18 protein-coding genes are annotated in these 19,186 nt (G+C 42.6%); 7 read left to right on the top strand and 11 right to left on the bottom strand.

The window, feature by feature from the left end; all coding sequences use genetic code 11:
• Nucleotides 1-68 precede the first annotated feature (68 nt).
• From ABKW31_RS17845 to argE, 6 genes are all read right to left on the bottom strand, one after another.
• The gene (locus ABKW31_RS17845) at nucleotides 69-1,037 is read right to left on the bottom strand and encodes an alpha/beta fold hydrolase (protein ID WP_348617945.1); all 969 of its coding nucleotides are present in this window, start codon (nucleotides 1,035-1,037) and stop codon (nucleotides 69-71) included.
• 89 nt (nucleotides 1,038-1,126) lie between these two features.
• The gene (locus tag ABKW31_RS17840) at nucleotides 1,127-1,558 is read right to left on the bottom strand and encodes a CBS domain-containing protein (protein ID WP_348617944.1); all 432 of its coding nucleotides are present in this window, start codon (nucleotides 1,556-1,558) and stop codon (nucleotides 1,127-1,129) included.
• A gap of 109 nt (nucleotides 1,559-1,667) precedes the next feature.
• Entirely contained in the window at nucleotides 1,668-3,092 is a 1,425-nt protein-coding gene (locus tag ABKW31_RS17835; RefSeq protein ID WP_348617943.1) for an ATP-binding protein, read from the bottom strand.
• Entirely contained in the window at nucleotides 3,089-3,784 is a 696-nt protein-coding gene (locus ABKW31_RS17830) for a response regulator transcription factor (RefSeq protein WP_348617942.1), read from the bottom strand. Before ABKW31_RS17830 ends, ABKW31_RS17835 begins: the two co-directional genes overlap by 4 nt.
• A gap of 192 nt (nucleotides 3,785-3,976) precedes the next feature.
• On the bottom strand, nucleotides 3,977-4,384 hold the full coding sequence (locus ABKW31_RS17825) for a methylglyoxal synthase (protein WP_348617941.1): 408 nt from the start codon (nucleotides 4,382-4,384) through the stop codon (nucleotides 3,977-3,979).
• A 320-nt stretch (nucleotides 4,385-4,704) separates the two neighbouring features.
• Entirely contained in the window at nucleotides 4,705-5,856 is a 1,152-nt protein-coding gene (argE, locus tag ABKW31_RS17820; RefSeq protein ID WP_348617940.1) for an acetylornithine deacetylase, read from the bottom strand.
• A gap of 315 nt (nucleotides 5,857-6,171) precedes the next feature.
• Here argE and argC point away from each other — a divergent pair, with 315 nt between their 5' ends.
• The 7 genes from argC (at nucleotide 6,172) to ABKW31_RS17785 (ending at nucleotide 13,375) form a co-directional block, all read left to right on the top strand.
• On the top strand, nucleotides 6,172-7,188 hold the full coding sequence (argC, locus tag ABKW31_RS17815) for an N-acetyl-gamma-glutamyl-phosphate reductase (RefSeq protein ID WP_348617939.1): 1,017 nt from the start codon (nucleotides 6,172-6,174) through the stop codon (nucleotides 7,186-7,188).
• Nucleotides 7,189-7,192: 4 nt separating this feature from the next.
• On the top strand, nucleotides 7,193-7,987 hold the full coding sequence (gene argB, locus ABKW31_RS17810; RefSeq protein WP_348617938.1) for an acetylglutamate kinase: 795 nt from the start codon (nucleotides 7,193-7,195) through the stop codon (nucleotides 7,985-7,987).
• Between the two features lie 16 nt (nucleotides 7,988-8,003).
• Entirely contained in the window at nucleotides 8,004-8,933 is a 930-nt protein-coding gene (locus ABKW31_RS17805; protein WP_348617937.1) for an ornithine carbamoyltransferase, read from the top strand.
• Between the two features lie 45 nt (nucleotides 8,934-8,978).
• A complete protein-coding gene (locus tag ABKW31_RS17800) occupies nucleotides 8,979-10,217 on the top strand; it encodes an argininosuccinate synthase (RefSeq protein ID WP_348617936.1) in 1,239 nt (412 codons plus the stop codon).
• Nucleotides 10,217-11,593: an argininosuccinate lyase gene (argH, locus tag ABKW31_RS17795; RefSeq protein ID WP_348617935.1), complete on the top strand. Its 1,377-nt coding sequence runs from the start codon at nucleotides 10,217-10,219 to the stop codon at nucleotides 11,591-11,593. Before ABKW31_RS17800 ends, argH begins: the two co-directional genes overlap by 1 nt.
• A gap of 31 nt (nucleotides 11,594-11,624) precedes the next feature.
• Complete coding sequence (gene argA, locus ABKW31_RS17790) at nucleotides 11,625-12,935, top strand: amino-acid N-acetyltransferase (RefSeq protein WP_348617934.1); 1,311 nt, start codon at nucleotides 11,625-11,627, stop codon at nucleotides 12,933-12,935.
• Nucleotides 12,936-13,027: 92 nt separating this feature from the next.
• Nucleotides 13,028-13,375, top strand: a complete 348-nt coding sequence (locus tag ABKW31_RS17785; RefSeq protein ID WP_348617933.1) for a HopJ type III effector protein — start codon at nucleotides 13,028-13,030, stop codon at nucleotides 13,373-13,375.
• A gap of 76 nt (nucleotides 13,376-13,451) precedes the next feature.
• Here ABKW31_RS17785 and ABKW31_RS17780 read toward each other — a convergent pair whose 3' ends face one another.
• Genes ABKW31_RS17780 through zwf form a run of 5 tightly spaced genes read right to left on the bottom strand, consistent with a single transcriptional unit; the run spans nucleotide 13,452 to nucleotide 19,084 of the window.
• The gene (locus ABKW31_RS17780) at nucleotides 13,452-14,093 is read right to left on the bottom strand and encodes a bifunctional 4-hydroxy-2-oxoglutarate aldolase/2-dehydro-3-deoxy-phosphogluconate aldolase (protein ID WP_348617932.1); all 642 of its coding nucleotides are present in this window, start codon (nucleotides 14,091-14,093) and stop codon (nucleotides 13,452-13,454) included.
• 5 nt (nucleotides 14,094-14,098) lie between these two features.
• Nucleotides 14,099-15,052 carry a glucokinase gene (locus ABKW31_RS17775; RefSeq protein ID WP_348617931.1) on the bottom strand — a complete coding sequence of 318 codons (954 nt, stop codon included), beginning with the start codon at nucleotides 15,050-15,052 and terminating at the stop codon, nucleotides 14,099-14,101.
• A 13-nt stretch (nucleotides 15,053-15,065) separates the two neighbouring features.
• Nucleotides 15,066-16,892, bottom strand: a complete 1,827-nt coding sequence (edd, locus tag ABKW31_RS17770) for a phosphogluconate dehydratase (protein ID WP_348617930.1) — start codon at nucleotides 16,890-16,892, stop codon at nucleotides 15,066-15,068.
• Between the two features lie 9 nt (nucleotides 16,893-16,901).
• The gene (gene pgl, locus ABKW31_RS17765) at nucleotides 16,902-17,594 is read right to left on the bottom strand and encodes a 6-phosphogluconolactonase (protein ID WP_348617929.1); all 693 of its coding nucleotides are present in this window, start codon (nucleotides 17,592-17,594) and stop codon (nucleotides 16,902-16,904) included.
• Nucleotides 17,594-19,084 carry a glucose-6-phosphate dehydrogenase gene (gene zwf / locus ABKW31_RS17760; protein WP_348617928.1) on the bottom strand — a complete coding sequence of 497 codons (1,491 nt, stop codon included), beginning with the start codon at nucleotides 19,082-19,084 and terminating at the stop codon, nucleotides 17,594-17,596. The genes pgl and zwf overlap by 1 nt, the downstream gene beginning before the upstream one ends.
• Nucleotides 19,085-19,186 lie beyond the last annotated feature (102 nt).

The raw sequence follows: 19,186 nt of genomic DNA, 5'->3' as shown, positions 1-19,186 counted from the left end.
ATTATAAAAAATTAAACCCAGCACAACATAATGCCCTGAGTCTCAAATAAGGTTTAGGCGAGCTTAGCTTAAGCTAAAAAGTCCAACACCCCTTGTAAGGTCGGAATACGAAACTGATCTTGCTCCATCAATAGCTCATGTTTTGCTCCGCTAATGACCTGTAATTGGCAGGCATTTAACTTTGCCACAACCTTTGTTTGCCTAATGTTATCAACCACAAGGTCGGCACCGGCTTGAATAACTAGGGCTGGCACCTGCCATTCATGGGCTCTATTTTCAATTTCATCCATCGCTTTCGCAGCAGCATGTAACCAATGTCCAGTGATTCCCCCAAGTTGGATCTGTGGGGTATCTTGATATTCTTGGCGAAAGATAGCATAACGAACTTCACTGTGAGTTAATCTATTTTTAGCAAATTCATGATTTACATAATTGCTTTGCCCCACAAAATAGTCGTATTGACGCCCCAATAATTTACCAAAGGTAAAATGCGACTTAATCAACAATCCCGCTAGCCAAGATGGCAAGGCCGGCCTTATGCCGAACATCGGCGCTAAAAATACAACCTGTTTAAAATCCTTGGGATAGGCCAAACAATAAAGTGCACCGATAGCACTGCCCATAGAATGGCAGAGTAGATTGGGCTGATGTTGACTGTTAGGCAAGACGACTTTTTGCATAAACAAAGCTAAATCAGCAATATAATCCGAGAAGTCATCTACATGACCCATGTGCGGATTATCTGTCATTCGAGTAGATAAACCTTGACCTCGATGGTCATGAATAAATACCGAATAACCGTTTTGGTAGAGATCAAATACTACTTCTTTATATTTGAGGTAGGCTTCAATTCGACCCGAAGAAATAACAATTGAACCAATAGACAGAGGATGAATCACATAAGCATAAGCCAAATTGAGCTGGTCGTGAGTAAACAGTTGTCCTTGTTGTACTTGGTGTTGCCAAAACACTTGAATACTGCTTGGGTATGATTCAATAAGTTGATCTTCAATGCTCAACAAAAACGAATGCTTCATGAATAACTTTTGGATGGTTTATTAGCTCTTTATAGTAGCAAGCACAACTGTGGCTGACGATGATTTTTAGCATAAAAGATTAGCCTAAACTAATTCGCTTTTTTGATCTTTTTATCGTGATTTATTTCAAGTGTGCGCAATATATCTCGCCAACTTATGATTCCCACTGGATGCTCCTTATCATCAACGATAGGAATACAAGAGATGCTAAAGCGATTAAATATACTAATAGCCTTATAAATATCTGCATCTGCCGTCAGAGTTATAGGTTTGCGTGTCATTATCTGATGCACTTTGCGATTCAAAGTCACAGTATCGTGGGGAGTTTCATTGACAGTACCAATAAAAGGACTGATTGCTTTTAATAAGTCTCGGTCTGAAATAACACCGTACAATACGCCTTTCTCAACCACCAGCAAATGATGAAATTTTGCATTTTCAAAAATATGTTTTACCGTTCTGAGAGTATCATCGAGACTTACCGTAACAATGGGCTTACTCATTAGTTTTGCTACAATCATGGTTTCCTCTTTTTTCAATCAAACGTTGCTTAATGTATACATATCAATATGTTGCATGAATGTAAATTATCTAAAATCAAATAGCTAAATCTAATTCAAAAAAGATGAGCTAGGCTATATGCAATGGCAGAAGAATTGTCACTTGCAAACCACTGCGTGGTATATTTTGCGCTTGAATACTACCAGAATGCTGGGTTATCGCTTGTTGTGCGATCGCAAGCCCTAAGCCTACCCCGCCCGAAGCCCTATCTCTCGCTAGAGATTCGCGATAGAAAGGCTCGAATACTCGACTTAACTGCTCTTGTTCTATGCCTTTACCATCATCACAGATCACTATTTTTAAGTAACGATCTTGCTGACTAAAGTCTAGATTCACCTGTCTAATGGCGTAATAAATGGCGTTACGCAATACGTTTTCAATAGCACTGCTTAACATTTGGCTATCGCCTTCAACTGTATAATTTTTAGTAGCGTTAAAGCTCACTTCTTTATTCTGCTCTTGGGCCTCAAACCTTGCATCACTAATGATCGGGTCAAGCAAGGACCGAATATCGAGGATGTCTTTGTGCATAATAGATTGTGGATTATCCAAGCGAGACAGCGTAAGCACCTGACTAATCATCTTTTCAATTTGCCCAGCTTCTTTTTCTATTCGAGCCACGGAAGAATGTAAAAAACTACTTTCTATGGGTTTATTACTTAAGCCCTCACTTTGTTGCTGCAATATACCAATAGACAATTGCAAACGAGCTAAGGGAGAACGCAACTCATGTGAAATATCTGCAAGAAGCCGCTTTTGACTGCCCATCAAACGCTCTACCTGCTCTGACATATAGTTAAAATCACGGCCCAAACGACCAATTTCATCATGGCGTTTACTGGCACTGCCTACCCGAATAGTTAGGTTACCTGCTGCCATTTGTTTGCTCGCTTCCTGCAGTTGTTCGATAGGATTAACTAGAGAGCGTGCAAACCAAAGACATAAAACAGCACTAATAGCCAAAGAAATAGCGAGAATAAGCATGGGATTCTGACGCTTAAAAGAGCCCATAAATCTCGGTGGAGCGCGTTTTCCTACAAAAAGTAAATAACTCTTACCACTATTAACTATGATACTAGGGCCAACAAAAGTCCCTAAACCAATATCAATACTTATAGCTGATGCAGCGGGACTCAGTTTTAAAAAAGCATCTTCGTTTATTTTCACATGAGGCGGTAGTGTGTTGATAAGACGGTTATTCTCAACATCGACTAAAATTAGATCTATTTGATTCCGCTTACTTACTTGCAACAATATTCTATCTAGTTTTTCAGTACCTGCTCCTCGCCGCTCCAATGCTTCTTGTAAAATTTGCGTGTAGTTGTTGAGTTCAATGACGTCAGCTTGTCGCATTGGGCCAAAACGAACTTCATCATTGAGTAGCTTGATTATCCATATTGAGCCACTCATCATTATAACGGTTGCTATCCAAAACCATAAAAATAGCTTGATATATAAATGATTGGCGGGGTTTAAGCGGGATAAAAACTTCATTTATATACCATATAAATATACCCTGCACCCCGATGAGTTTTGATTTTTTCTGGTTGACTGTGCTGGACGAGTTTGCGTCTAATATTACTCACATGCATATCAATACTGCGATCAAATGCAAGGAGTTTTCTACCCAACACTTTTTCACTTAGGTCATTTTTGCTCACAAGATTGCCGTGATTGAGCATCAATAAGTGTAAGATGGCAAATTCAGTACCGGTTAGTTCTAAGGCCTTACCTGCACAAATTACGCTTTGGTTTGAGGGGGACATAACAACGTCGTCTAGGGTTAATGTTTGATGCACCGAACTACTGGGCAGCATATCCATACGTCTGACTATAGCTTTGATACGAGCGGATAGTTCGCGATGATTGAAGGGCTTGGGTAAGTAATCATCTGCGCCCATTTCTAGGCCAAAAATTTTATCGAAATCGTCACCTTTTGCTGTCAACATCAAGACTGGAGTATGGTGACTTAAGCGCAGACGTTTTAATACCTCAAAACCATCCATTTGAGGCAACATAACATCCAGTAAAATGAGATCGTAGTGTTTGCTGTTTGTTGCCTTTTGTAGGCCACACACACCAGTATGACTGACGTCAATTTGATAACCTTGGGGACTCAAATATTGAATGAGTAAATCAGTAAATTCAATATCATCATCAATTAATAATAACTGTTTTGTTTTCATGGACTTCTTGTGCCGTTAGAGCGCATCTTTCCTATTTACCTGGCAATGGAGGGAATTATAACCCTGCTCCAATGCACAGGCATGGAACATTTACACAAGCTTTACATAAGTATACGTACCTTGGAGTGGATTATGCGCAAAGACAAGCAATAAAGCGTTGACCAAAAATCCTAGAAGCCCTTTATTGCCAAATTAAAAACTGGGTAAATGTCGCTGATATCGTCCATCAAAAAAAAGCGGTGACGTAATTAGCATATCGGCAGTTGAGATATTACAGGCAACAGGCACATTCCATACCGAACACAAACGTAACAGCGCTTTTACATCAGGATCGTGGGGTGCAGGATTCAAGGGGTCCCAAAAAAACACCAAACAGTCGAGCTTGTTTTCAGCAATTAAAGCGCCTATTTGCTGATCACCGCCTAATGGTCCGCTTTTAAAACAATGCACATCAAGACTTAGCTGCTTGGCAATCAAGCCTCCCGTAGTGCCCGTTGCGACCAAGCGATGTTTGCTGAGCTCACTTTTATGTTGTAAAGCCCAGGCAACTAAATCCGGTTTTTTATGATCATGTGCTACTAGAGCAATCGTTTTTTGCATACTGACAACACCCTTTTATAAAAATAAAAATCCATAAATTAAAGATTGTATAGAGCCTGCCCGACTTAGTCCTTTGACAAAGGACTATTCTCAGTGGCAGCCTGATGACGCATTAATTGACATTGAATTTGATCATAAAATCTTAGTAGTTCACACCCCAAAATAGACAAATAAATATTTTATGTACATTGCTTTAAACCTCATACCCAGAACATTATCTTCGTGCTGTGTTATTGCGAGTAATATAGTCGTCTACTATTTTACGTCACATTCGGCGTTGTGCGCTTGTGCTGGAGAAGCCTGAGCGAATCAGAATAAAACTAGTTGTTCATGCATATACGCTGAATAAATTGCTGTAATAGATTCACCGTAGGCTCAACATAAGCCAAAGACATAAACTCATCAGGTTGATGGGCTTGGTCAATACTACCTGGGCCCAGTACTAAGGTATCGCAGCCTAGCAGATTGATAAATGGTGCCTCGGTCGCATAATTGGCACTTTTCGCTTTTTTGCCACTTAATCGTTCCGCTAATTCAATGATATTTTGCTCATCTTTACAGGCAAATGACGGTGCAGTAGGGTACATCAAGTCCAAACTGAGACGCGTTGGAAAACGCTCGCGGACTGGTGTTAGGGCTGCCTCTATCATGGCCAGCGCTTCTTCATCACTGAGTTCTGGTACAGCACGTAAATCAAAGTTGAGCAAACATTGGCCACAGATACGATTTTCACCATCGCCACCATGAATATGCCCCAAATTCATGGTCACATGAGGAACACTAAACGCGTCATCATGATATTTTGCCTTTAACTTTTCCTGCAGTTCCAACAACTGGCCTATCGCTTGATACATAATCTCAATGGCATTAACGCCTTTGGCAGGATCGCTCGAATGGCCAGCTTTGCCGGTAATATTAAGACTTTGTGCAATATGACCTTTGTGTTTAAAAATAGGTACTAATTCAGTTGGCTCACCAATAATGGCCATATCCGGTTTGATGAGCTGCTGTTGTGCAAAAAACCGCGCTCCTGCCATCGAGGTCTCCTCATCGGCACTGGCTAGTATGTAGAGTGGTTTTGTTAGCTGCTTCAATGGTAGGTTTTTTAATGCTTCTAAAATAAAAGCAAAAAACCCTTTCATGTCACAGGTACCTAAACCATAAATCTTGTCCTCGCGTTGTGTTAAAGAAAAAGGATCAGATTGCCAACGCCCTTCATCAAAGGGCACAGTATCGGAATGACCGCAAAGTAATAAGCCGCCTTCGCCTGAACCCAATTGAGCCAACATATTAAATTTGTTATTGGTACCAGGCACAGACTGAATATTTATTGAAAAACCAAAGTCGGCTAACCACGTCGCTAACAAGTCAATAATAGCGCGATTCGACATGTCTATTTTTTCATCAAAAGCGCTGATGGAAGGGGTATTAATGATTTGGGTGTAGTGTTCTAAGAAAGAAGAATGTTGCATAAGCCCCTGCATATATATTTATTCACTTTTATTGCATAACTATCCCGCATATGGCATTCTACTGTCAATGCGGTTGTTAACACAGTTTATAACCTTTTGGTCTATAAACGCTATTTTAGCTTAATTTGGTTTCATAACGAATATGGTAACATTCATTTCATCAAATATTTCCCTGCCTAGCTTCGCCAGCGAGTTGTATCGACGATAGTCGACGTCTGATTGCGTTTAGCACACCCCTTAGCTTTGAGATTAACGCTCAAAGCTAAGGAGTGATTTTTTTGTTGATACTTTATAATGGTAAAAAGAGAATATTTAATGCTCAAAACATGTATTGTCGGCGCAAGTGGTTATACAGGCGCAGAACTAGCACTATTGCTAAAACACCACAGTAAATTTGAATTGTGCGCTTTGTATGTGTCTGAGAATAGTCAAGATGCCCACAAAACCATCGGGGATCTTCATGGTTTTTTATTCGGCCAGATTGACCTACCTTTGCTGCCAATAAAGCTAACAGATATGACTCAACTCGCTAATGAAATGGACATTATTTTTTTAGCAACTCCCCATGAAGCTAGTCACGAATGGATGGATAAATTAGCAGGCAACAGAGCGGTTATCATTGATTTATCTGGTGCCTTTCGTTTAAAAGACCAAACGGTTTTCGCCCAGTATTACGGCTTCGAGAACACCCAAGATCATTGGTTGCAAAAAGCGGTTTATGGCCTCGCCGATTGGCATCAAGAAGCCATTAAGACAGCTGACTTAGTGGCTGTTCCGGGTTGTTACCCCACTGCGTCATTAACCGCACTAAAACCACTGCAAGAAGCGGGTTTGCTCAATCCTGAGCATCGCCCCATTATCAATGCTGTTTCTGGCGTCTCGGGAGCCGGTCGCAAAGCCGCATTAAACAGCAGCTTTACTGAGGTTAGTCTGCAGGCTTATGGAGTACTTGGACATAGGCATCAACCAGAAATCGCCTGTTATTTAGGTGCAGAGGTTATTTTCACGCCACATTTAGGTAATTTTAAGCGCGGAATACTGGCCACCATTACGGTCAAGATAGCGGAAAACGTCAGCGTAGAACAAATCAATCAGGCCTATATTCACGCTTATGGTGATAATCCTATCGTGCGTTTACGCAATTCATGGCCAAAAATTGACGATGTTGCCCACAGTCCTTTTTGTGACTTATTTTGGAAGTATGATCAGCAAAGCGCTTATCTTGTTATTGGCAGTGCCATTGATAATTTATTAAAAGGTGCTGCTTCACAAGCGATGCAATGTGCTAATTTGCGCTTTGGTTTTAAAAGTCATCAGGATTTGGTAGGTTGAAAATATGAAAACCTTAGTCATTAAAGTAGGTGGGGCTTTTATGCAAGCCGACGATCTTGCTTTAGCCTTACTCCATACAATTAAAAAGCTGCAAGAAGAAGTCTGTGTTGTGTTAGTACATGGCGGTGGCCCCATGGTCGAGGAGTTATTGGCGGCCCTTAATTTAACTAGTGTAAAAGTTAAAGGGCTGCGAGTAACTCCTGAGGAACAAATGCCTTATATTGCAGGAGCGCTGGCGGGTACAGCGAATAAGCAACTCTGTGGTTTGGCACTTAAAGCAGGCTTAAACCCTGTAGGTCTTAGTCTCGCTGATGGTAAAATGTGTATTGGCAACGTACTCAACCCAGAACTTGGTAGAGTAGGCTCTGTGGTGGCCGGCGATCCCATGTTATTGCAGCTTTTGGTTAGCAATGAAATGCTACCTATTATTAGCTCTATCGGAGCAGATCAAAACGGACAACTGCTCAACATAAATGCAGATCAAGCCGCTACGGTTATCGCGCAATTGCTCAAGGCAGAACTTATTTTACTGTCAGATGTACCCGGCGTACTTGACGCCGATCACAGCTTACTTGAAAAGCTGGATCACGATCAGATAAATGAACTGATTGAAAATGGCGTGATCCGTGATGGTATGATTGTTAAAGTACAAGCAGCATTGATCGCCGCACAAAGCTTAGGCCGCAGTGTGACTATTGCCAGCTGGAAATCAACAAATGAATTATTAGGTTTTTTGCATAATGAGCCTGTAGGTACAAAAATTTCACCTGCGCTCAGTGCGTCTCAACATTTAAAATAAATTAAAAGGCAGATTAATGAAACAGGATTTACTGACTCTGAAGGATTGGAATAAAACATCGTTAGAACAGTTACTGACTTTAGCTAAAACGATAAAAAGCAATCCAAAAGGGTATCGTAAGGCCTTAGATGGTCAATCCATAGTGGCACTATTTGAAAAGCCATCCCTACGCACCCGTGTCAGTTTTGATATTGGTATTCATAAGTTAGGCGGACATTTAGTCTATTTAGATAGCCAGTCAAATAAATTGGCGGGTCGTGAAGATGTGAAAGACATGGGAGCTAATTTGGCCTGTTGGGCTGATGCCATCGTGGCTCGGGTGTTCTCACACTCTACCCTAGAAGAGCTAGCGGAGTCAGCAAAGGTGCCGGTCATTAATGCACTGTGTGATAAATATCACCCTTGCCAAGCCGTAGCAGATTATTTAACCATCAGTGAACATTACCCTGAACTAAGTCAGGTAAAACTCGCTTATATTGGCGATGGTAACAATGTCACCCACTCTCTAATGTTAGTTGGCGTTGCCCTTGGCTGTGAAGTGATTGTTATTACCCCTCCAGGTTATGAAGTTGATGCTGAAATTGTAAAATTAACCCAACAACGTGCAACACAATTTGGTGGGAAATTAACGGTTAGCACCGATATTAATGCCGCTATCGGTGCGCAGGTATTGTATACCGATACGTGGATATCCATGGGTGACACTACTCCCATAGAACAAATAAAGTCGGTATTTGACCCTTATAAAATTGATGAGGCACTGATGGAACTCACAGGCGCAGATTATGTGATGCACTGTCAACCAGCACATCGTGATTTAGAAATCAGTGGCAGTCTTATTGACGGTGAAAAATCGTTACTCATGCAGCAAGCAGAAAATCGTATGCATGGGCAAAATGCCATCTTAGTACAATTATTAGCGGCTAATTTTAAGCCCGCTAACTAAACTCAATTACCTTTAGAAAACGACTCAGAGCAGGAACAAATAACAATGGCCAAAAAACAAATTAAAAAAGTGGTACTCGCTTATTCTGGTGGTTTAGATACCTCTGCAATTATCCCTTGGTTACTTGAAAACTATGAGGGTTGTGAAATCATTGCCTTTGCTGCTGACGTCGGTCAGGGTGAAGAAGAATTAGTGGGTTTGCGTGAAAAAGCCTTAAAAACCGGTGCTAGCGAATGTTACATCGTTGATCTTAAAGAAGAGTTTATCGCTGACTATGTATTCCCGACTATCACCACAGGTGCTGTCTATGAAGGTGAATACTTGTTGGGCACGTCAATGGCACGGCCAATTATTGCCAAAGCTCAAGTTGAGCTCGCATTAAAAGTAGGGGCTGATGCCCTATGCCATGGTTGTACCGGTAAGGGTAATGACCAAGTACGTTTTGAAGGCACCTTTGCTGCCCTAGCACCTGAGTTAACCGTGATTGCCCCTTGGAGAGAGTGGGACATGGTATCACGGGAAGATTTGTTAGCTTATTTGGCCGCGCGTGATATTAAAACCACCGCTTCTGCCACCAAAATCTATAGCCGCGATGCTAACGCTTGGCACATAAGCCACGAAGGTGGAGAGTTAGAGGACCCATGGTGTGAGCCAAGCAAAGGTGTATGGACGTTAACCACTGATCCTGAAGATGCACCTGATCAAGCTGAACGAGTGATGTTGAGTTTTGACGCAGGTAAATTGATCGCCGTTAATGGTGAAGCGTTGTCACCTTATCAAGCCGTCATAAAATTAAACGCTATTGCTGGTGCACATGGCGTCGGTCGTATTGACATCGTAGAAAACCGCTTGGTTGGCATGAAGTCTCGTGGTTGTTATGAAACCCCGGGAGGCACGGTAATTATTGCGGCTTATAAAGCTCTAGAAACCCTTGTATTGGACAAAGCAGCCTTAAAATACCGTGAACAAATTGGCTTAGAGTTTTCACATGTTATGTATGACGGCCGATGGTTCACACCATTGAATGATGCCTTATTGGCCGGTGCCGCCTCTTTTGCCAAAAAAGTGACTGGTGACATCGTCGTGAAATTATATAAAGGTCAAGCGACAGTGGTACAACGCCGTTCACCTAACAGTCTATATTCAGAAGACTTTGCCACTTTTGGTGCCGATGACGTTTACGACCAAAGCCATGCCGAGGGATTCATTCGTTTGTATAGCTTATCAAGTCGTATTAGCACACTTAACCAAAAAGCTCGCGCCCTTAAAGCAGGTAAAGCCTAATGAGTTTATGGGGTGGTCGATTTCAAGATGGCAGCAGTGCAATGTTCAGACGGGTAAACGATTCGTTTCCCTTTGACCGAGCCTTAGCCAGCCAAGATATCCGTGGCTCTATTGTATGGTCACGCGCTATTTGCAAAGCTGGGGTCATCAGCCAAGACGAGCAAAATCAGCTCGAAAGTGCTTTAAATACCTTATTAGTTAAAGCCAATGCGGGTGAGCTTGATTTTGATGCAAGTAGTGAGGAAGACATTCATAGTTTTGTTGAAGCTACCCTTATTGAACAATTAGGCGATGTGGCACGCAAACTTCACACGGGTCGCAGCCGCAATGATCAGGTTGCCACTGATTTTCGTTTGTGGTGTCGCGAGCATGTTGAATTACTAAGTCAAGATTTACATCAGGTTATTGGCTCATTGCTCAATACCGCTGAGTCTAATCTAGATGTCATTTTACCTGGTTATACCCATTTGCAACGGGCTCAACCAGTGCGCTACCCGCACTGGTGTTTAGCTTATGTTGAAATGTTTAAACGCGATTTGAGTCGTTTACACGATCTTAAAGTGCGTTTAAATCAGTGCCCTTTGGGCAGTGGTGCGTTAGCAGGCACAACCTATCCCATAGACCGTTATGAAATAGCCGCTGAACTCGGTTTTGATAGCCCATGTTTAAATAGCTTAGATGCGGTTTCAGACCGTGACTACGTATTGGAAACACTATTCGCTGCCAGTACTAGCATGATGCATTTGTCGCGTATGGCAGAAGACTTAATTTTCTTTAATACCGGGGAAGCGGGTTTTATTACCTTAGGTGACCAAGTGACGTCTGGCTCATCACTGATGCCACAGAAGAAAAATCCAGATGCACTGGAACTGATCCGCGGTAAATGTGGTCGTGTGTTCGGTAGCTTGCAAGCCATGTTAGTGACCATGAAGGGTCTACCTCTGGCCTATAACAAAGACATGCAAGAAGACAAAGAAGGCCTATTTGATGCAATGACCCAGTGGCATATTTGTTTATGCATTGCCAGTGAAGTGATCGACACCATCAAACTAGATAAAGAGCGCTGCGCCAAAGCCGCCCGTGAAGGTTATGCCAATGCCACAGAGTTAGCGGATTATTTAGTGGCAAAGGGCATTCCCTTTAGAACGGCACATGATATTTCAGGTCAAGTGGTACTGGGTGCCCTTGCACAGAAAAAAGCCATCGAAGAACTCAGTTTAACTGAACTTAAAAAGTATTCGGCCTTAATTGAAGACGATGTATATGGCATTTTACAGTTGGAATATTTGGTTAATAAACGCCAAATCTTAGGTGGCACTGGCATAGAGCCGGTCAAACAAGCCTTAGCCAATGCCATTGCTTTCAATAAACAATAATCGCCTCGTATAGCCGACATAAGGAATTAATGTGGTCGTTTCACATATAGATAGTGTCAAAACTATTCGTAATTCAGCCCCGTATATCAATGCTCATCGAGGTAAAACCTTTGTATTGATGTTCGGAGGTGAAGCTATTGAAGACACTAACTTCGCTAACATTATTCATGATATTGCCTTGCTTAATAGTTTGGGCGTTAGGTTAGTACTGGTTCACGGCGCTCGGCCACAAATTGACCAGCGAGTACAATTACGTCAACTGCCCTTTCGCTTTCAAGACGACATTCGCATTACTGATAAACAAACCCTTGAATGTGTTAAAGACGCAGCTGGATCAGTTCGAGCTCAGGTAGAAGCTTTGCTCACGATGGGTTTGCCCAACTCCCCCATGCATGGTTCACATATCCGCGTGTGTTCAGGTAATTTGGTGGTTGCTATGCCCATTGGTGTGCGTGACGGTGTGGATTTTGAAAATACCGGTATGGTTCGCCGTATTGATGTTAGCGGTATCAATGATCATCTTAATGATGGCTCAATTGTACTGCTCTCACCTATGGGCTATTCACCTACTGGGGAAGTGTTTAACTTATCCCATGAAGATGTGGCCACCAATGCCGCTATTTCGCTCAAAGCGGACAAACTTATCCTGTTCACGCCGGATGATGGCATTATGAGTGAAGATAGTCATTTACTGCGTAACATTGAGATTGATCAATTATATGGCATGCTCAACAATCCCTTTTATTCCAGTCAAAAACTTTCTTTGCAAGCAATTGCTGCCAGTTTGGAATCAGGTATTAGTCGCTGCCATTGTGTAAGTTACCGTCAGGATGGCGCTTTATTGCAAGAACTATTTACGCGAGACGGAGCAGGTTCACTGGTTGCACAACGCTCTTATGAACAATTACGCACTGCCAATATTGAAGATGTGGGTGGCATATTGAAGTTAATTAACCCGCTCGAAGAAAAAGGTATATTAGTTAAACGTTCAAGAGAGCGACTGGAAAGTGAAATTCACTTGTTTACCTTGATTGCGCGCGACGGTATGACCATCTCTTGTGCCGCCCTCTATCCTTATCCTGAAGACGAAATGGGCGAGTTAGCGTGTGTTGCTACCCATAGCGACTATCGCGGAGGTAACCGCGGAGAGCGTTTGCTGCAAGCCATTAAAGCTCAAGCCCTACAACAAGGTTTGAAATCGATCTTTGTACTAACCACGGTTACCGGGCACTTTTTTTTAGAACAAGGATTTGTCCCAGCGAGCTTGGATGACCTCCCTGCCAAGAAGAAAGAACTGTATAACTATCAACGTAAATCGAAGGTTTTTATCTTGCAGCTATAAAATCTAGAGTGTGCTATTAAATTCATTAGCACACTCATTTGAATTGACCCCTTTCTCCAGACAAGTCTAGATCTGTAAGATCAGGAACAAAAATGAAGCCCAGTGCATTAATTTTACTGCTGCGTAATAATCCGCAGAACATTCAATTTAATCAGGTAATCGAAGTCATTACCGAGCATTATGATTATCAACCCATCCGTTTTAGCAATGGTGAGTTAGTCAATGCACCAGGCACAAACGAAGGGTCTTGCAAGATTTTCTACTTCGCGCAAATACATCAATTAAGTGCAATAGAAACTCTGCAATTATTTGGTGATTATTACCGTAAAGATGTACTAGAACATGCAAACAGTAGCGACCATGGCAATATTCGTAACTTCATGGCAACTGGTTGGCAGGGGATTATTTTTGCAGGTCAGGCCTTAATCGAACGTGACTGAGTGATGCTTTTACCGATAATAAAAAAGCCGCTTAATCTAGCGGCTTTTTTAGGTTACAACAACTTACTGCTTGATTTTATTTGGCGCCAGCAACCGCTTGTTTAGCTAATTCAGTAATTTTATCCCACTCACCATTTTCTAAGGCGCCCTCAGGCACTAACCAAGAACCACCTGCACAATGCACGTTAGGTAAGGCCAAGTACTCTAAATAGTTACTTGGGCTAATCCCACCTGTAGGGCAAAATGCCACATCTGGGAATGGCCCGCCAATGGCTTTTAAAGCTTTCACGCCACCCGATGCTTCTGCTGGGAAAAACTTGAAATGGGTGTAACCGTGATCTAAACCTTTCATCAGTTCTGAGATAGAGGAGATACCCGGAATTAAGGCAATATTGCCTTCATTGCCTGCTTCTAACAAATCCGGAGTCATACCAGGACTTATTGCAAACATTGCACCGGCATCCTGCACTTCTTTAAGTTGCGCCCGGTTGGTCACCGTACCGGCGCCTATTAGGGCTTCTGGTACTTCTTTGGCTATTTTGGCAATTACTGCTAAGGCGGCAGGCGTGCGCAAAGTAACTTCTAGCACGCGAATACCACCGGCAATAAGTGCCTTAGCTAACGGCACAGCATGTTCAACATCTTTGATCACTAGAACGGGTACTACAGGACCTTGACTAAAGATTTCTGCAGAGCTTATTTTCCAATTTTTTGTCATGACAATTACCTTTTAAAATTTTGTACTAAATAGGCCATGGCACCAATTAAACCGTGATCTGGCTCTGTAATAATGAAAGTGGGAATACTGGCTACGTAATCTCGAAAACGCCCCTTGGCTTCAAAACGTTGTCGAAAATCACTGTCTTTCAAAAAGTTAAGAAAACGTGGTGCAATACCGCCACCGATGTAAACACCACCGCGGGTACCCATGTTAAGTGCTAGATTACCGGCAAAGCTGCCCATAATTCGACAGAACTGGGTAAGCGTCGCATGGCTGAGGGCACAGCTACCGTCCAAAGCGCGATCCGTGATATCTGCAGGATCATCAAATACGGCAGGCAAGCCTCTATCTTCAGCTAAAGCTTGATAAATCTGCACCAAACCTCGGCCTGACATCACTTCTTCAGCAGATGCATGACCATATTTTTTAGTCAGAAAACGCCAAATAGCCACATCGTCTTCGTCAACTGGCGCGAAGTCCACATGACCACCTTCACCATCAAGGGCTAGCCAGCCCTCAGCAGTATAGGTTAGGTGTTTTACGCCAAGACCCGTGCCGGGGCCAAATACGGCGATATTATCAGTCGTTACCGCTTGGCCGCGTCCGACCTGAGCTTTTTGTTGTTGATTTAATACCGTTACAGCATGAGCCACTGCGGTAAAGTCGTTTACAACACCTAACCACTCTAAGCCTAGGGACTCTTGCAGGGTAGTGATTGAAAACTGCCATTGATTGTTGGTCATTGAGATAAAGTCACTATTGACCGGACAAGCCACACCTAAACAACCAGCAGCGAATTTAACTTCTGGAAATTCTTTAAAATAAACCTTAATAACAGCATCAATCGAGCTGTAATCACTGCACAAATATTTTTTTATATGGCTTAATTTGCCATCTTCAATTTGTGCTAAGCGAATATTGGTTCCGCCTACATCGGCAACAAAACATGCACTCATAAGTGTGTCCTGACTAGTTAAATTCTTGACCAAAAAATAATGAACAAGCGCCTTCTTCAGCACCGGTTAGGGTCGAACGCATGCCCGCAAACATTTCACGACCCATACCGATTTGATGTTGAGCCACATCAGTCACTTTGAGTTCGCGAGCTTCAAGGGTTAGCGTGTCGACTAACAGGCTCATTACGCCAGTTTGTGTATTGAGCTCTATCATGTCACCGCTTTGCACTTTAGCAATCAGGCCGCCTTTACACGCTTCTGGTGTCACGTGGATAGCTGCAGGTACCTTGCCAGAAGCACCAGACATTCGCCCATCAGTCACTAGTGCAACCTTGAAACCTTTGTCTTGTAATACACCTAGTGGTGGGGTGAGGCTATGCAACTCAGGCATGCCGATTGCTGAAGGCCCTTGGAAACGCACAACTACAATACAGTCTTTGTCTAAATCGCCAGCTTTAAATGCAGCAGCAAGTTCAAACTGGTCTTCAAATACCACCGCAGGTGCTTTAATAATGCAATGAGTTTCGCGCAAAGCTGAGGTTTTCATCACTGCACGGCCTAAGTTACCGTGTAATACTGATAAACCACCATCTGGTTTGAAAGGCTTAGCGACACTCGCCACTACGTTGCTATCAAAAGATACAGTAGGACCATCACGCCACTCCAAAACGCCATCATTCAGGAATGGCTCTTTAGTATATGCATCCAAGCCTCTACCACATATGGTGTTAACGTCGTTGTGCAATAAACCTGCGCCCAATAACTCTTTAATTAACAGCGCCATACCACCCGCCGCCGTAAAGTGATTAATATCGGCTGAGCCATTAGGATAGATACGCGTTAATAAAGGTACGGCATTTGAAATATCCGAAAAGTCATCCCAATTGATGATGTAACCCGCAGCGCGCGCTACTGCCACCAAATGCATAGTATGATTAGTTGAGCCACCTGTTGCCAACAAACCGACTAAGCCGTTAACCAATGATTTCGCATCAACTATATGACCAATGGGCATATAGTTGTCGCCTAAGTCTGTAATTCGCGTAACCTGACGTGCAGCCGCATCAGTCAGGGCATCGCGCAAAGGCGTACCTGGATTGACAAAAGATGAACCAGGTAAGTGCAACCCCATCATTTCGACCACTAATTGATTACTGTTGGCGGTACCATAAAAAGTACAGGTACCAGCAGAATGATATGATTGTGATTCGGCTTCAAGTAATGCTTCACGACCCACTTTGCCTTCTGCATAAGCTTGGCGTACTCGGGCTTTTTCTTTATTAGGAAGACCTGAAGGCATAGGACCCGCAGGTACAAATACCGTAGGTAAATGACCAAAACTTAAAGCGCCAATTAATAAACCGGGTACGATTTTGTCGCAAATCCCTAACATTAACGTGCCATCAAACATATTATGTGACAGTGCAACAGCAGTTGCCATAGCGATTACATCACGGCTCATCAAGCTTAAATCCATACCTGGATTGCCTTGTGTCACCCCATCACACATGGCAGGAACACCGCCGGCAAACTGAGCAACACTACCTACTTCAACAATGGCTTTTTTTAACTTTGCTGGGTAAGCTTCATAGGGTTGGTGTGCAGATAACATATCATTGTAAGAAGATACAATGGCAATATTGGCTTTTACCATGCTACGCAAATCAGCTTTTTCTTCAGTACCACAAGCGGCAAAGCCGTGGGCTAAATTACCACATGACAAAACACCGCGATGCGGTCCTTGTAGACGTGCTTTTTCAATTTTAGCTAAATAAGCGGCCCGTGGTGCTTGGCTACGTTCAATAATTCGTTGTGTTACTTCCTGAATAAGCGTATTCATGATGTTCTCCTATGGTGCCCACATTAGTTCGACGTTGGCATTGTTTAATATTGCGCGGATGGGCATCTCTAATTCATTGTTATCAGCTAAAGCCTTAGCCAATACTTCTCTTTTACTGTCTCCAGTTAAATGCAAAAACACATGTTTACTGGCAATCAAGGCTGGCAAGGTAAAGGTCATACGCTGATTAGGAGCAGTCGTAGGTTGCACAGCAAGAAAGGTTTTGCCTGAATCAAGATCCAATCCTTGTGAAATTTGTTCTGAACACGGAAACAAAGATGCAGTATGTCCGTCTTCACCCATACCCAGGATCAGTACATCAAAAGGCCGCTTAAAATGAGCAAAGTTGGTCGTGCAAGCGTCAATAGCATCTGCAGCATCAATATGCGGTGTTTTTAAACCGACAAAATTGGCCAACGCGGCTTTGTTAACTAATAACTTAGTCCGAAGCATTTTTTCGTTCGAAGCGTCGTTGTCTGTATCAACCCAACGTTCGTCGGCCAAACTAATATCAACCTTGTTCCAATCTAAGTTAATGTTTGACAGGGCATCAAACAAGGCTGCAGGTGTTCTTCCACCCGAAACAACCAGACTAGCACGACCATCTGTCTCAATGGCCTGCTGTAAAATCGAAGCAATGCGCTGGCAAAAGTCCTGATTTAACGCATCTGTGTTTTCATACAAAGACTGACGTAAAGGCATTATTTTTTCCCAATCTTACTTTCATACCAAGAACGGTTTTCCCGTGCCATCAGGGCGATCGATTCAGTAGGGCCCCAGGTTCCGGCTTGATAGGGTTCAGGCGGCTCATTGCTTGAACGCCATGCATCTAAAATTCCATCCACCCATTTCCATGCGGCTTCAACTTCGTCGCGACGCACAAATAAAGCCTGATTACCTAACATGACTTCAAGTAATAACTTTTCATAAGCATCAGCGATGCGTTCGCCTTTGAACGTCTCAGAAAAGCTCAAATTCAAACGAGATTTTTGTAAATCCATTGAACCGGTGCTTGTTAAACCTGGTACTTTATTCATTACCGTCACTTCAACACCTTCATCGGGCTGCAGTCTGATAGTGAGTTTGTTAGGTGGTAATTGTGGAAAACTGTCTTTAAACAAATTGTGTGGTTGACGTTTAAAGAAAATAACCACTTCACTGGTTTTTCCAGGTAGACGTTTGCCAGTGCGCAAGTAAAAAGGCACGCCCGCCCAACGCCAGTTGTCTAATTCAACTTTAATGGCAACAAATGTTTCAGTTTTACTACTGACATTGGCGTCAGGCTCATCAAGATAGCCTGGGACTTCTTTACCTTTAACAAAACCACCAACATATTGTCCACGGACGGTTTTTTCACGCATATTTGATGAGTTAATTGGCCGCAAACATTTAAGTACTTTCAACTTTTCGTCACGAATACTGTCGGCATCTAAGTTTGCTGGCGGCTCCATTGCAACCAAGGTCAGTATTTGTAACAGGTGATTTTGCACCATATCACGCATTTGCCCGGCTTCATCAAAATAGCCCCACCGCCCTTCAATACCCACTGATTCGGCCACACTTATTTGCACATGATCAATACAATTATGATCCCAATTTGTCGCAAAAATAGAATTGGCGAAGCGCAGGGCAATAAGATTAAGTACGGTCTCTTTACCCAAGTAGTGGTCAATACGGTAAATTTGTGTTTCATCAAAAAACTCAGCAACCTGATCATTAATCACTTTAGAAGACGCCAAATCGTGGCCAATGGGTTTTTCTAATACAACACGCATATTTTTAGTGATGACATTAGCGGCCTTTAAACCTCGACATATATCACCGAAAATCGACGGAGGAGTGGCGAAATAACACACCATTAAACGTCCAGTTTTCGAATGGGCTTTAAAGGCTGAATACCCCTTCGGGTTTTTCATATCAACGCAAGCATAAGCCAGTTTTGATGAAAATCGCTTCCAAGTTTCCTCACACAAAGGTTCCTTGGTAAACATTTCAACATTTTCTTTTACCATCGCAATATATTCGCTATCTGTCTGCTCATTGCGTGCAACACCAATAATAGTGGAGTCCGCATGCATCAGCTTAGCTTTTTCGAGTTGATATAAAGAAGGAAGAAGTTTGCGACGTGCCAAGTCACCTTTTGTGCCGAACAAAACAAAATCACAAGGTTCGAATGAATTTTCCAAAACCATTTTTATCTGCCTATCTGCTTAAACGAATTGAATGATTGCAGTGACTTAATCAAGTAAGACCACAAACAATAAGAATCTGTGCTAAAAGTTAACATTAAATGT

It is taken from the genome of Paraglaciecola sp. 25GB23A (assembly GCF_040012495.1).
Taxonomy (GTDB): Bacteria; Pseudomonadota; Gammaproteobacteria; order Enterobacterales; family Alteromonadaceae; genus Paraglaciecola.
Note: the sequence above shows the minus strand (reverse complement) of the source record. Positions and strands in the feature narration are given on the sequence as shown.